Source organism: candidate division TA06 bacterium (assembly GCA_004376575.1).
Classification (GTDB): domain Bacteria; phylum Hydrothermota; class DG-26; order E44-bin18; family E44-bin18; genus E44-bin18.
Window position 1 is genome coordinate 1 of record SOJN01000085.1, and the last position, 14766, is coordinate 14766.

Consider the following 14766-nt stretch of genomic DNA (forward strand, 5'->3'; position numbering starts at 1 on the left):
ATGGAGAAGCTGACTGACGAGCAGCGGAAGGCTGTTCGGGAGAAGGTCAAAGGAATGCGAGCCCGGGACGCGAGTCGTAAGGAGATACATGCCGCAGTTCGCGAGATGCTGGAGGGCTACGGTGTCAAACAACCTGAAGGTTCTGGAGCTATGTCTTCCGTGAGGAAGTCTGGTGGGCCTCATGTTGTAGCTCAGGCTTATCCTAATCCTTTCGATTCAGACGCAAACATTTCCTACGCGCTGAATGATCCAGGTAATGTACGGGTCTCTATCTACAACACAGCCGGACAGTTGATACGGAGTTTTGATATGGGAGTTCAGGACGCAGGCACTTACACCGTACACTGGGATGGTAATCACGAAGATGGCACACCGGCCACGAGTGGAGTGTATCTGTATCGTATCGACGCGGGTGACCAGTCTGTGACCAATCGTATGGTGTTACTCAAGTAGAAGATTTCCGGATTGACATCGAATTTGAGGGGGTCAGTTGGTTCTTAGCTGGCCCCTCTTTTTGGTTTGAGGACAAACGGAGTTTAACCTTATTATTCTTCTTGCACCCATGACGATCGAGTGGTTATATAGGGGAGAGTGCCAGGATGTATGCGCCAAAAGTCCGGCAAATATAGCCCCTTGAGGGGAATCAGGGTTCCAAGGAAACGAAGATTCGAGCCAGTATTAGCGACTGAATCAGGTGTCAAGGTCCGCTCTCAATATGAGAAGAGATGCGCGGATTATCTGTTCAGGAACAAAATCGAGTTCCAGTACGAACCAATAATGCTTCTGGGTGGTAGGCAGTTCAGGCCGGATTTCTTTTTGCCGGAGTACAATCTCTTTTTGGAGATCTGTGGCTACGGCCACATGCCATTCTATAGAGATCATACTGCGCACAAACAACCGGTCTATCGAGAGCGGGGATTGCAGTCTGTTTTCCTGGATTACGAGGGGAAGGGTTCACTGGAGACAAAAATCCGCACTGAATTGGAAAGGTTCGGAGTCAAGTTCCTGGTGGCCTGACCCCGGGTCGAGGGCACACTGAAAACCTAGCAGAAAAGAAACCCCTGCTCCTGACAAGGAACAGGGGTTCCAAAGTTATGAGGTCGTTGTGGAGATTACCTCAAAACCACCATCTTTCTTGAGGCCTCAAAACTACCTACGGACAGTCTGCAGAAGTAGACCCCTGAGGGAACCTTCTTCTCTGAGGAGTCCCTCCCATCCCAGGTCTCCTTATAGTAGCCAGGCTCAAGGGGGCCAGCTGCCAAAGACTTGACCAGCCGACCAGCAGCATTGTAGATCTTGAGGGATACATCACCCTCAGCTGCCAACTGGTATGAGATGGTTGCTGAGCCACCCCTCATTGGGTTGGGTGAGTTCTGAGAGAGAGCATGAACCCTGGGAAGGCCTGGGCGACGCCCAGCCTCCTCAACCCCGACGAGAACTACCTCAAGGGTGCAAGGGACAATTATGGGGCTGTCGATAGAATTGTTGTGGATAGCCAGCCCACCGGTATAAACACCAACGGCAAGGCCAGTGGAATTGAAGGTCACCGTAACCGCAAAGCTGTCCACGGCAGCGACAGAGTCCGTCCTCGGATTAGCATCGAGCCAAGTGGTGGGTGCAGGATAGCCAGAATCCAGCTCATAGATCACATCCGGGCTTGCGTTGGCCATGCACCAGATGTTTCCGGTGACCCCATCCCAGGCGAGACCGGATATGGCAATGCCAGTAACTACATAATTGACTGTAGCACCAGCAGCGTCGAACTCCCAGAACTGCCCCAGAGGGGTATTCCAGCTGCCACTGTACCAGGTGCCTTGGTCCCTATTGCAGGCCAACCCACGCTGGGAGATGCTATACCCTGGCTGGATAGTATCCAGGGGATTCCCATCGAAGTCGTACTGATAGACCGCGCCTGGGGAACCAACATCGATCTGCCAGAGCCATTGACCATCGAAGGCCATATCAGCAGGCCAGCTGGTGTAGATGGGGGTGAACTGGTCGAGGGGTCCTAATCCGGTCGTGGAGAATTCATAATCATCGTTGGTCGCATTGACATCGGAAACCCAGAGCTCCGATCCGTCGAACCCACAACCCCACCCCAATGTCAGCGGTATGGCCCAGGAGGAGACAACTACCTGGGCAACCGGATCTATCTCATACATCATCCCACTCGACTGATTGACCGCCCAGAGATTACCAGTGTTCGGGTCGTATGAGAGCCCGGCTCCAGCATTCGTCTCTGCCCAGGGGGCATTGAACTGGCTGAGAACATCACCGTATGCCGGGGCCGCGGTGTTTGGATGAGCTTTCGGTTCAGACTTCACATGTCGGGCGTCGGTAGCCGAGGCGTCGATACTGTTGCCTGTGATCTGAACGGGAGAAGTCTCGCCCGGAGGTCTGACCGATTTTCCAGCGTTGACCGAAAAGTTTGTAAAGATGTCTATGTCAAAATCCAACGGTCCGTTTCCGGTATTGTATATCCAGAGGGTGGTGTCCTTGATGATATCCGGAGCAAGCGTCACATAGAAGGAGGTTGGATCGACCGAGATGAGCGGATAGGTGAGATCAAAGTCGACCGTGACCGTATCGTCTAAGACGACCACTACGCTTGGAGTGGTTGCTGGGTTGTAGCCAAAGGCAGATGCAGTCACATCGTAGGTTCCGGCCAAGACATCTATGAGGTAATAGCCGGATGCGTCTGTGGTGTCAACATTACCGTCAGCAGTCACTACTGCATCCTGGATTGGACCTCCCCCAAGCTCACTCACCGTCCCATCAATCGCTCCCCACTCCACCACTGCTCCCGAGTCAACAATTGCCCTGATATCCCAGTTGATGTTAAAACCTAAGAGCCAAAGCTCGTCCCAGTTAGGGGCAAGATAGACAAAGTCTCCCTTTCCCTGCACAGCTGGTCCGGGATCGGTGCTGAGAGGAAACTCGCCGTCAGCATGGGTGACCTGTATTGAACACCAGAGGTCGCCAAGACCCGAAATTGCGACCGGGTTGCTCAGGTCCTCCCTGGCCCACCCCGGACCTACGTCTGAACACGGATCGCTGGTGAGCACAGGACCGGGAGTCGAATCGGTGCCCTGATCGTATATGATGACCGAGTCCCCGTGGGATCCTGCTTCGTGGTGATACCAGATCACGGCGACGATCTCCCACCCGGTGTAGGAACCCAGTTCCGTCGGCGTCAGCCTTATGGCACCCTGGAACGTTCCGCCACCTGTGAGGCCAATGGCGTTGTCATCAGGTGTGCCGTCATAATGGATTGTATCATCAGGTGAGGGAGCGAGGAGTGGGTTCAACACCTTTTCCCCCTCTTTCAAAAGCGGAGTCCGGGAGTAAGGGTCGAGTTGAAATAGATTTGGTCCCCTGTTCATCATGGCGGGCTCGCTCTTTCCTGTCCCCGCAGAACTTCCGGTCCACAGTCCTACAACGGCTAACAAAGTCAACACAAGAACTAACTTTTTCCCCATCTTCTTCCGTCCTTTCTTTCTTTGACAGAGTTGCGAAAGAATTCTCCCTTGCATCACGTTTCCCTTTTTAACATCACCTCCTTCCGTCAGTTGCACCCGCAATCCCTGAGCAAAGGAAACGGAAAACCTCGCCGTCAAATCACAGCAAACCATAATCTTCCACACTAACCACTATCATCCTTCAACTGCGAGGTGACACATCATAACACATCAACACTTTTTGTTCAAGATAAAATTTATGAGCAAGTTGCTCATTCTTGCTGAGGGCAGGTTAACCGTGTTCAATACGACATTGGTTTCCTCACATTTCTGTGGTATCCTTGCGTTTGCACGAAGTGTAAGAGGTTCTTGCTCGTCTTTTCATTGCCTCAAGCTCTGCTCGGCTTTGTTTTTTCTACCCACAAGGAGGTGGAGTTTGCTTAAAGGGTTTGCCATTCTTATGGTGATATTCAATTTTAGTCTTTGTTAGAGGTCGCGAGCGGAGCGAAGAGAGCTCGTTACAGAGAGTTAATCCCGAGCGAAGTCGTGCGAAGGGAACCCGAAGGATCTCCTGAATGCATGTCCTCCGTAACCATATAGGGCGAAAGGGGAGCTTGCCCTCCGTAGCTTCAGCGAAGGAGGGTCATTGTGAGCCAGAAAGGTCCGGCTTTTGCAGAGAAAAGACGAGGCCTGCCCCGTTTCTCGCGAAGCGAGATACACGGGGCATTTTTGATCCTTCGTCGGCACAGGCCGGCGGAGGAGAGCCGAAAGGGGGGAAGAATCTGCCTGCCCCGTTTCTCACGAAGCGAGATACACGGGGCTTTTCCCCGATCTCCACCACAAGAGAAACTGCCTGGCCGTCGAAGCTAACAAAAGCGTAGACGGGTCATTGCGAGCCAAAAAGGTCCGGCTTTTCGAGAGAAAAGACGAGACCTGCCCCGTTTCTCGCGAAGCGAGATACACGGGGCATTTTTGGTCCTTCGGCGGCGCAAGCCGGCGGAGGAGAGCCGAACGGCGACGAAGCAATCTGACACAAACAGATCCTTCGATTTCCATTCCCTTCGCCTGCGGCTCCCCTCGACTATCGCTCGGGAGGTCGTGGAACGCCCGCTCGTCAAACGAGCCGGGCGAGACCGTGAAACGGCTTGACATCCCAATCTGAGTGCATAGAATGTGTTCTGGACTTTGGAAAGGATTTGAAGCAAGGAACCAAGAAGGAGACACTATGTTCGAGAAACTACGCGCAATCGTGAGTAAGGTGGATGCTGATTATGCCGACGCGCGCTACGAAATCAAGAAGGAAACAGTTATTTCCTTCACTGGCCAGGATCTGACAAAGATAGCATCTAATTCTACTGACGGATACGTTGTGAGGGTCTTGATAGATGGTGGAATGTCCTCCGTTGTTTTCACAAAAGAAAACGATGTCGAAAAGGCTCTCCTTATGGCTGAGGAAAATGCGAAGTTGATCGCCAAAACCATTGATAAACCTGTCAAACTGGCTGAGTCGGAGGTGGTCAAAGACACTTTTATCCCGGAATTGAAGGAGGATCCGAGAGAAATCCCCATGGCCGAGAAGCTTGAACTTGTTCGTAGGTGTAACAACATTCCCCTCGAACACAAGAAGATAGCTATGACTCGCATCAGCTACGAGGAAGTGATCAGAGAAAAACACCTCGTCACCTCTGAAGGGAGTGAAATACGGGAAGACCTCGTAACGACAAGGTTGTCCGGGGAGATCATAAGTAAGGACGGAAATCTGATTCAAAATGTGAGGGTGAGGGCCGGAGGAAGTGATGGATTCGCTGCTGTACGAGATCAGGAGAAGCACTTTGAAGAGCGGACTGCAATTGCAGTTGACCTTCTGAAGGCGAAACCAGTTCAAGGCGGGGTATACGATTGTATCTTGAATCAAGGGCTAGCAGGTGTATTTGCGCATGAAGCCTTTGGCCATTTCTCGGAGGCAGACATAATAGAAACACTTCCAGCTATGCGAAAAAAGATGGAGATCGGGAGCAAACTGGGCAGCGATGTTCTGAGCATCGTTGACAATCCAACGATTGCGGATCAAGTTGGCTTTTACAAGTATGATGACGAAGGTGTAAAAGCTCGTCCAACACAGCTCATGAAAAATGGAAATCTAACGGGGCGGCTGCATTCAAGAAGAACTGCTGGGGAATTCGAAGAGTCCATCTCCGGACACTGTGTTGCTGAAGACTATCGTTATGCTCCCATAATAAGGATGGGGACTATTTTCATTGAGCCGGGTAAACCGAGTTTCGAAGAGCTTATAACGATGCTTGGAGATGGGCTGTACATTCTGGATGCGAAAGGTGGACAAACTGCTGGTGAGAACTTCACTTTCGGCGCGCAGTATGGTTATCTTGTAAAAGATGGAAAGGTTGGAGAAATGGTCCGTGACATAAACATTTCAGGGAATCTGTACAAAACGTTGAAAGATATCTCTGCAGTAGGAAATGACCTTGTCTTATCAAAAGTTGGCGGATGTGGGAAGTTGCAGATGAATATTCGTTCCTGTCACGGTGCGCCGCATGCGCTCGTCAAGAATCTTGTGATAGGAGGCGCATAATGGAAAAACTGCTTGAAATGGCAAAGAAGGTCTCTGACAAGGCAGAGGTCTATTCGATTGGATATACGCACAATTCTGTTTCATTCAAGAATGCGAAGCTACATGGCATAGAGAGTAAGATACAATCAGGAGCCAGTCTGAGGATAATCAAGGACAACAAACTTGGGTTTGCCTACACGAGAAATCTTGCGAATCGCCAAGAGCTTCTGCAGAATGCGATTGATTCCCTGGAAGGGGAAGTAGAAGCAAACTATGATTTTCCACTTACAGAAAAACTCGCTCGAATTGACACATTCGATCCGTCTCTTGAGAATGTATTGAGTACGCAAATGGTTGAAGAATCTGCAAGAGTCTGTGACCTTCTAAAATCCGAAACAGATGCTGAAATTTCAGTGAGTTCAACTACGTACACGGAAACGATTCGCGTCATGAACAGTTGTGGAACCGACATTTCAGGGGAAAGTACCTTTTATGTTATGTATGGAAGTCTGGTATTTCCTGGGTCCGCGTCCGGGATTTGGGGAGCATTTCTGAGCAAGGACTTCAGGCAAATGCCCGAGAATATCCTGAACGAAATGATAAAACTGTACACATCGTCTTCCAAGATCGTTGAGCCTAAAGGCGGGAAGATGAAAATAATGTTCATGCCCAACAGCATGATTGCGCTCAAATGGAGAATTTCGATTGGCACCAGTTCGAAGAGTGTCTATGAAAAGGTTTCACCGATTGCCAATAAGGTTGGAGAAAAGATATTTGATGAAAGGATAACGATACACGATGATCCGCTGAACGACAAGCATCCTGGAGCGCGGGCTTTTGATGATGAAGGTGTCGCGTGCAAACCCTTGACAATTATCGAAAATGGGGTGTTGAAGAGCTTCTACTACGATCTGGATTACGCCAGCAAATTGAAGGCCAAACCCACCGGACATGGACACAGGACTACCGCATGGGGAGGAGATCCCATCTCAATAAAACCCGTGCCTGCACTGACTCACATGATCATGGAGCCAGGAAAGAAATCCTTCTCTGATCTGGTAAAATCGATAGACAGGGGCATTATCCTGGAAGGCGCACTCGGAGCTCACAGCGGGAACATCCCTAACGGGGACTTTTCCATTGGGGTTAGCCCAGGACTATATGTCGAAAACGGCGAAATTGTGGGCCGGGTGAAGGATGCTATGGTGGCGGGCAACATTTACGAAATGTTGAAACAGGTAGTGGACATTGGTGATACTCTGTATCCTTCCTGGGGCACCGCATGGCTGCCGCCAATACTGTGCGACAATGTGAGTGTTACAACCAAGAACTAGTGCTTCGATTGACAAATACAGTGGCGCTCCATCCAAGAGGCATTGCCCGAGGTTGCTCACTCAGGACTGGTGTGGGTGTGCAAACCTGGAGTAATCAACGCACCGCCCGAACACCCGGCAAACAAGTAGAAGCGCCCTGAAATCCAAAACGGCTTGGAGTCGTCCAAAAGTGAACAGCAGAAATGTGTTGATCATAGGGGCAGGACCTGCCGGAGTAACGACGGCCATTCAATTAAGACGCTACGATATTGGGGTTGTGCTTGTGGAAAAAGAGGAGATTGGTGGACTCCTCAGGAATGCCAATCTGGTTGAGAATTATCCGGGGTTTCCCGATGGGATAAGTGGAATGGAACTTGTAGGCCTCTTCAAGAGGCAACTGGAGAGTGCTGGAGTGAGCGTGAGCTTTGAAGAGGTGCTGGAGTTGGAATATGAGGATAGTGAGTTTCACGCAAAGACCAACGAGAGAGTGGTAATGTCTGACATCGTGGTAATTGCTTCTGGGACAAAGCCAAAGCCCATTTCTGACCTGAAGATTTCAAAGGCTGTCGAAGAACGGATGTTCCACGTGATACATCCAATTCGTGGCCTCAGTGGGAAAGAGATCGCCATCATTGGAGCTGGCGACGCCGCGTTCGACTATGCGCTAGGGATGTCTCAGAGGAATGAAGTCACGATTCTCAATAGGAGCAGTCGAGCAAAGTGCATCCCAGTGCTCTGGGATAGATGCATGGAGTCCAGGAATGTCACATACCTGGATAGGACATGTGTTCAAGAAATACGTAGCGACGGAAACAAAGCGGTGCTAACTTGTGCACACAATGACGAACAGAAGAAGAGGGAAATACGTGCTGATTATGTGGTAATCGCGATTGGGAGGGAGCCTTGCCTTGATTTCTTGGGAAGTGGGCTGAAGAGAAAGGTTGAAACCCTGACAGACTCAAGTGCGATTCATATTGTGGGGGATGTGAGGAATGGTATTTACAGGCAAGTTGCGATTTGTGTTGGGGATGGTCTAAGGGCGGCGATGGAGATACATTCGAGTGTCGCGGGAGAAGGGGAATGAAGATACTGGCTAAAACAGGCAGTGAAGAGATAGCGACGGTATTTATCGCAGAGACGGACAGTGGAAGACAAATAGAATTTGTTGAGTCGGTTCAGCCTCCCATTCCGCGTGAAAAGAAATGGGTCTTGATTGTGTCTACGTTGTATGGATGCCCGGTGGGCTGCCGGTTCTGTGACGCGGGGAGCCATTATCAGGGAAGACTCTCCCGAGATGACATCGTCGGCCAGATAGATTACCTGATAAGAAGACGTTTTCCTGACGGGATCGTACCGGTCGATAAGTTCAAGATCCAATTTGCAAGAATGGGCGAGCCAGCCTTCAATCAAAACGTACTCGATGTGCTTGCAGAGCTTCCCAAACTGTACGATGCTCCCGGGCTTTTACCGGCCTTTTCCACGATCGCGCCTCATGGGACTGAAGGCTTTTTTGATAGGCTGTTGGAAATCAAGAAGAAGGTCTTTTGTGGAAATTTTCAACTACAGTTCTCAATACACACTACCGAAATGCGGCTGAGAGATTGGCTTATTCCCGTGAGGAAATGGGACTTTGCACAGATCGCAGAATATGGAGAGGCATATTTCCAGAAAGGTGAAAGAAAGATAACTCTCAACTTCGCTCTGGCAGATGGTATGCCGGTCGACGCGGATGTTCTTCTGCGGCATTTCAGGCCCGATATGTTTTTGATCAAGATAACTCCCGTGAATCCCACTTACCAGGCGACAAGACAGAATATCTCTTCGCACATAGTGCCAGAAAAAGAGAACTATGAGACGATCGATGTACTCAGAAATGTGGGATATGATGTCATCTTAAGCATAGGAGAACTGGAAGAGAATCATATCGGCAGCAACTGCGGACAGTATGTGATGAGCCACTTGAAAGAGAACGGATCCGTAAAGGACGGGTATACCTATCCTCTTCACAAGGCTTGAAAAAGAAGTCCTCAACAGGGAAGGGCGAAGAACGAAGTGCTGAGCGTGGTCGAAGGACGAAGAACGGAAACCATAGCCAAGTCGTCGAATACCGCATGTCATTCTGGAGTCGAAAAGGTCCGGCTTTTCGAGAGAAAAGACGAGACATTTTGGATCCTTCGTCGGCACAGGCCGACGGAGGAGAAGCGAAGACCGTCGAAGCTAATGAAAGCGAAGACGGGTCATTGCGAGGAGCGTTAGCGACGAAGCAATCTGACACAAGCAGATCCTTCGGCTCTGTCCTTCGCTTGCGCTCGGAACTTCGCTCAGGACGAAATATGCCTGATCCCGCCAACGGCGGGCTGGCCCTATTTCGTTTCGTAATCTCGAAGGCGTAGGGAAGGGCAAGGGCGAAGCCCGTCGCGAAGTCCCACGAAGCCACGGAGGGCGAAGTGGGGAAGCTAACAAAAGCGAAGACGGGGAATTTCGCAATTTCGGGTGTAGTGGTTTCGTTTTCGGTAGTTTTGGAGAGGAGTCAGCATGTCTGATGAAATCGATCTGAAGCGACTGGCAAAGATGTCTTCCCATGACCGGGCATTCTTGAGCATCTATCTGTCGGGTCCGGACTCAATGAGGAGAATCAAGAAAAGAATCGACAACATAAAGAAGATGTTGAAAGAGAACAGAGACGAATCTGAACATCTTGAGGAGAATCTCAAACTGATTGAAGATTATTTTGACAAACACCCATACAAGTCGGGAAGTCTGTGCGTGTTCTGCTGCTGGCTCTTGGACTATCTTGAGGCCTATCCGTTGAACGTTCCGGTTGAAGACATGGTTTGGGTTGATTCCTCACCCTACATCCGGCCTCTCGCTGAGCTAAAGGACGAATATGAGAGTTTTGCCGTTGTCGTAGCAGATAACGAATTTGCCCGGATATTCCTGGTCTCATCAGGAAAAACTGACTCAGAGGAAAAGATAAAAGGGAACATAAAGAATCATGTGAAGGTAGGGGGATGGTCTCAGCAAAGATATGAGAGGAGAAGGGACAAGGAGCTGCACAAGTACGCAAAGGAGATCGTTGACAATCTGAAGGAGCTGGACAAAAAAGAGGAGTTCAGGCGAATAATCCTGGTCGGAGGTAAAGAGGCAATCAGAGAAATACACAAGGCCCTGCCGGATCGACTGGCTCAGAATGTAGTGGGAGAAAAGGCGTTGGACCTGGGAAAGGGCGGAAATTACCTGGGCAGGGAGATATATGATCTGTTCTTTGTGGAGGAAAGGAAGTCCGAAAGAGACCTGTGGGAAGAGATCAAAACCCGCTATCTCCGGGGAGAGCCTGCTGTTGTCGGAGTACAGGATGTGCTGTTTGCAGGAAGAATGGGAAGAGTTGAGAAAGCTATTGTGAATCGCACTGCCAGGTTCAGCGGCATCAGGTGCAGAGATTGTGAGGGGTTATTCTCTGGTGAACTGGAAAAGTGTCCCGATTGCGGCTCAGAATCTGTTTTTGCTGTGGATTTGCTCAATGAGATGGTTGAATTGCTGTCCAAGACCGGTGCGGGAATAGATTTCGCGGACGAGATTGGAGAATTGGCTGAAGTGGGAGGGATCGCAGCTCTACTGCGATACTGAGTTTACTCTTTATGATCGGGGGGAAGGGAAATAGGATGAACATAAAGGGCAGCATCATGGATTGCATCGGTAAGACGCCCCTGGTGTACCTGAAAAGACTGGGGAGCGGTGTCAACGCCACTATCGCGGCAAAATTGGAGATGTTCAATCCTTACAGCATCAAGGACAGGCCGGTCTATTACATGATAAAAGAGGCCGAGAAGAGAGGCCAGATAAAAGAGGGAACCACTATCATAGAAGCCTCGAGTGGAAACACAGCCATAGCCCTCGCGTACATCTGTGGTATGAAGGGCTACCGTCTGATCATCTGTATGTCGGAGATACAGAGCCTTGAACGAAAGAAAATCATCAAAGCCCTCGGGGCTGAACTCGAGCTTACACCAAAAGAGAAAGGAACCCTCGGCTCGCGCGAGAGAGCCAAGGAACTCCATGAAGAAATCCCGGATTCCTATTATATTTGTCAGCATTCCAACCCTGACAACACAAAGGCCCACGTCGAAACGACAGCCGAAGAACTCTGGTCCGACACTGACGGAAAAATAGATGTTCTTGTGGCGGGTCTGGGGACAACCGGCACTGCTATGGGTGTGGCCGAAGTGATTAAGTCCAGGAAACCCGGCTTCAAAGTCATAGGAATTGAGCCGGAACAGGCTCCAGTTCTATCAAAAGGAATCTTCAATCCCCACAGGATGATGGGCACGGCCCCCGGGTGGGTTCCGGACCTTTATGATAGTTCGCTGGTTGACGAGATAGTCACCGTATCAGAAGAGGATGCGTTTGGTACCTGCAGGCGGCTTGCCCTGGAAGAAGGGATATTTGCTGGCATAACGTCAGGAGCGACAGCCCATGTCTCACTTGATCTTGCTCGCAGGAAAGAGTTCGAAGGAAAATTGATCGTATGCATCTTCGCAGATACGGGTGAGAGATACCTGAGTGTTGAAGGACTTTACTGACACGAAATGTCGAAGGGGCCGGGAAGTGCAAGGGCGAAGCCCGTCGAAGCTAACAAAAGCGAAGACGGGGAATTTCACAAGTGGTCGGTTCCGATTTTCGATCTTCTATTTTCGATTTTCGATAAATGGAAGGAGGGTCTCCCTGCCCAGGTAGATGGGCGCGGAGACCGCGCCCCTACAACTTTTCGTATTCGGGGAGGGGGGCAGGGAATTTGTCGTCCATAGTCTGGAGTTGGCAGTCTGAAGTTCTCGGTTTATACTGTGCAGAAAAAGGTTGCTGAAAGCGGGTATTTGTTTATTATCTCAACGGCAAACAGAGAAGGCCATACTCACCAGAGGACAGGAGGAGATATGTTCAGGAAAGTCATCTTTCTCTTTTCTATCATTCTGTTCTTCCTCACAGCCTGGGCGTCGGCCGGAAATGAATTCCTGCCTGGAATCGAAGACAAAATAGTCGTCGAGGATTGGCTTTATGTTGGTCCTTTTTCTGTGGGAGCGCGGGAAGGTGTTGTGGGCATCATCAAGGATGCGAAAAACTTCCGTCCCCATGAAGGGCTGGAACACCCTAGCATCCTGGCCCAGGGCGGCAAGGTCCAGTGGAGGAAGACAAGTGTTGACTCACTTGGCTGGATCAATCTCGAATACGAGGATGTCCTTTGGGATTCTCTAATGGACATATGGGGGATAGCGGGTCTGGTTGACGTTGGATACGCCTACGCTCAGTTCGAAAACAAGGGTAGGAAGAGAGCACTCGTCATGGCCAAGAAGGCTGGGTCCTTTTATCTGAACGGCAGGCGGTACACTGGGAATCCCTATGGGGACAACTACATGATGACTCCTGTAATCCTTGAGCATGGAATAAACAGGGTTCTGGTTCCCACTGGTGGGTATGCAGACCACCGGTTCACATTCAAGGTGGTTCCGCCTCCTGTGCCTGTCGTTATTGTAAAGAAAGATGCAACCGTGCCGGACATCATCGATGGAGAAACGCTGAGTGGTTGGGCGGGCATAACCCTGATGAATACTACGAGCAAGAGACTGGATGACATAACCGTTACCCTTGGTGATGGAGATGTGTTCAGGGAGGATTCAGTATCTGTTTCTCATCTAATTCCCCTCAACTATAAGAAGATTCCCATACGGCTGGAACAGATTAAGCCCATCGCCGCACCTGACACGGTATGGGTTCCTGTCAAAGTGTCTTCGCCATCTTTTTTCTCTTCAGAGAGCCTTGCAATCATGGTGAGAGGGAAGAGTGAGTCTTTTGTAAAGACATTCATCTCCAGAATTGACAGTTCCTGCCAGTATTATGCTGTGTTACCTCCAAAGGACTACGACGCGAAAAGAGATTATGCTCTCATTCTGACCCTTCACGGCGCGGGTGTAAGAGCGCGCGGCAACGTGAACTCATACCAACCAAAGGATTGGGCGTTCGTGGTTGCTCCAACAAACAGGAGGAGGTTTGGTTTTGACTGGCAGGATTGGGGAAGGCTGGACGCGCTTGAGGTTCTGGAATTGGTCAAGAAATCTTTTCCCATCGACACAAACCGCGTGTATCTGGTAGGGCATTCCATGGGTGGCCATGGCGCCTGGCACGTTGGCCTGGCGCACTCGGACCTGTTTGCGGCGATTGCCCCTGGCGCTGGGTGGACCTGTTTTCAGCTCTACGTGCCCTGGTTTCTTCAGAAATCCTACATATTTGCCGAGCCCATGCAAGTAGGCATAAGAGACATGAGCCTGAGGGAAGATATTGCGCCGAATTTTGTGGAGAATGCGCTTAACCTTCCGGTATTCATTCTTCACGGGGGTATAGATGACAACGTTCCCACGGTACACGGAAGAATGTTTGCCAAACTGCTGGATCAACTCGACTACGACTACGTGTACAAGGAGGTTCCCGGGAAAAAACATTGGTGGAAAACAGATGATCTTCAGTGCGTGGATGATCCCGACCTGATGGCCTTTCTCAGGAGGAAAACACGAAACCCATTTCCTCGCCATATTGTTTTCAAGACTACAAATCTAGGCCAGAGCAACAAGAGTAATTGGATTCAAATAGATGAACAGGAGAGACCATTTTTCGAGTCACGGGTTGAGGCAGAGGTAAAGGGGCGCACAATAGAGGTCCTCACCAACAACATCGGTCAATTCTCACTGCATTTGAACAAAGCTATTGTCCCGCGCGGCAGGCTTTCCTTTGTTGTTGATGGTCATAAGATCCTCCATCAGTTCAAAAGGGATGAGACAGTCTCTTTCTACAAGAGAGGGGACAGTTTCGTCAAAGGGCATAGGAAACGGAGGGGCGTCAGCAAGCGGCCGGACCTGTACGGACCGATCAAACAGGCTTACTTCTCACCTTTCGCTCTTGTATACGGTACAAAAGGGGACTCGGCAACGACAGAACTTCTCTACAGACAGGCTTCTTATGAGGCGATGCGGTGGTGGCAGAGGGGGAACGGATACGTGAGCGTCCTTCCCGATAGTGAGTTGACTAAGGCTGTGGTCAACGCGAAGAATTTGATACTGTTTGGTGGGGCAGATGAGAACCAAATCGTGTCAAAGATAGACTCAAGGCTTCCGATCCGACCAGGCAAAGAATCGTTCCAGGTGGGGAAAAGAAAAGTGCGTGGTGTCGGGCTTGCAGCAGAGTTCATATATCCCAACCCGCTGAATCCTGAGAAGTTCGTTTTTGTCCACGAGGGGAATGATTCAACGGGCCTGGCGATTTCTAATTTCTTTGGCACTATATATTCAGGTGCTGGTCTCCCTGACTTCATAATATTCGATCGAAAGGTGAAGCAACGCGGCTGGGGTGGAGTTTTGTGCGCTGGTTTCTTCAATACAGC

The 14766-nt window shown here is 50.2% G+C and carries 10 protein-coding genes; 9 read left to right on the forward strand and 1 reads right to left on the reverse strand.

Annotated elements, in window-relative coordinates; genetic code table 11:
- Entirely contained in the window at window positions 1-453 is a 453-nt protein-coding gene (locus E3J62_07675; GenBank protein ID TET45389.1) for a T9SS type A sorting domain-containing protein, read from the forward strand.
- Window positions 454-603: 150 nt separating this feature from the next.
- Window positions 604-1017: a hypothetical protein gene (locus E3J62_07680; GenBank protein ID TET45390.1), complete on the forward strand. Its 414-nt coding sequence runs from the start codon at window positions 604-606 to the stop codon at window positions 1015-1017.
- A 95-nt stretch (window positions 1018-1112) separates the two neighbouring features.
- Here E3J62_07680 and E3J62_07685 read toward each other — a convergent pair whose 3' ends face one another.
- Window positions 1113-3644 (reverse strand): T9SS type A sorting domain-containing protein, encoded by a 2532-nt coding sequence (locus E3J62_07685; protein ID TET45391.1) that lies wholly within the window; start codon window positions 3642-3644, stop codon window positions 1113-1115.
- A gap of 1039 nt (window positions 3645-4683) precedes the next feature.
- On the opposite strand from E3J62_07685, the gene E3J62_07690 reads away from it, so the two are divergent.
- The 7 genes from E3J62_07690 to E3J62_07720 form a co-directional block, all read left to right on the forward strand.
- Window positions 4684-6048 (forward strand): TldD/PmbA family protein, encoded by a 1365-nt coding sequence (locus E3J62_07690; protein TET45392.1) that lies wholly within the window; start codon window positions 4684-4686, stop codon window positions 6046-6048.
- Complete coding sequence (locus tag E3J62_07695) at window positions 6048-7361, forward strand: TldD/PmbA family protein (protein TET45393.1); 1314 nt, start codon at window positions 6048-6050, stop codon at window positions 7359-7361. Before E3J62_07690 ends, E3J62_07695 begins: the two co-directional genes overlap by 1 nt.
- 136 nt (window positions 7362-7497) lie before the next feature.
- Window positions 7498-8424 (forward strand): NAD(P)/FAD-dependent oxidoreductase, encoded by a 927-nt coding sequence (locus tag E3J62_07700; GenBank protein TET45394.1) that lies wholly within the window; start codon window positions 7498-7500, stop codon window positions 8422-8424.
- On the forward strand, window positions 8421-9356 hold the full coding sequence (locus E3J62_07705; GenBank protein TET45395.1) for a radical SAM protein: 936 nt from the start codon (window positions 8421-8423) through the stop codon (window positions 9354-9356). Before E3J62_07700 ends, E3J62_07705 begins: the two co-directional genes overlap by 4 nt.
- Window positions 9357-9875: 519 nt before the next feature.
- A complete protein-coding gene (locus tag E3J62_07710) occupies window positions 9876-10967 on the forward strand; it encodes a hypothetical protein (protein TET45396.1) in 1092 nt (363 codons plus the stop codon).
- Between the two features lie 35 nt (window positions 10968-11002).
- The gene (gene cysK, locus E3J62_07715; protein TET45397.1) at window positions 11003-11920 is read left to right on the forward strand and encodes a cysteine synthase A; all 918 of its coding nucleotides are present in this window, start codon (window positions 11003-11005) and stop codon (window positions 11918-11920) included.
- Between the two features lie 351 nt (window positions 11921-12271).
- A partial coding sequence (locus tag E3J62_07720; GenBank protein TET45398.1) for an alpha/beta fold hydrolase occupies window positions 12272-14766 on the forward strand: 2495 nt, incomplete at its 3' end.

What these genes read in the sequence shown, in the direction of transcription:
- E3J62_07675 (TET45389.1), top strand. Translation starts at nt 1, where the DNA reads ATGGAGAAGCTGACTGACGAGCAGCGGAAGGCTGTTCGGGAGAAGGTC.
- E3J62_07680 (TET45390.1), top strand. Translation starts at nt 604, where the DNA reads ATGCGCCAAAAGTCCGGCAAATATAGCCCCTTGAGGGGAATCAGGGTT.
- E3J62_07690 (TET45392.1), top strand. Translation starts at nt 4,684, where the DNA reads ATGTTCGAGAAACTACGCGCAATCGTGAGTAAGGTGGATGCTGATTAT.
- E3J62_07695 (TET45393.1), top strand. Translation starts at nt 6,048, where the DNA reads ATGGAAAAACTGCTTGAAATGGCAAAGAAGGTCTCTGACAAGGCAGAG.
- E3J62_07705 (TET45395.1), top strand. Translation starts at nt 8,421, where the DNA reads ATGAAGATACTGGCTAAAACAGGCAGTGAAGAGATAGCGACGGTATTT.
- E3J62_07710 (TET45396.1), top strand. Translation starts at nt 9,876, where the DNA reads ATGTCTGATGAAATCGATCTGAAGCGACTGGCAAAGATGTCTTCCCAT.
- cysK (TET45397.1), top strand. Translation starts at nt 11,003, where the DNA reads ATGAACATAAAGGGCAGCATCATGGATTGCATCGGTAAGACGCCCCTG.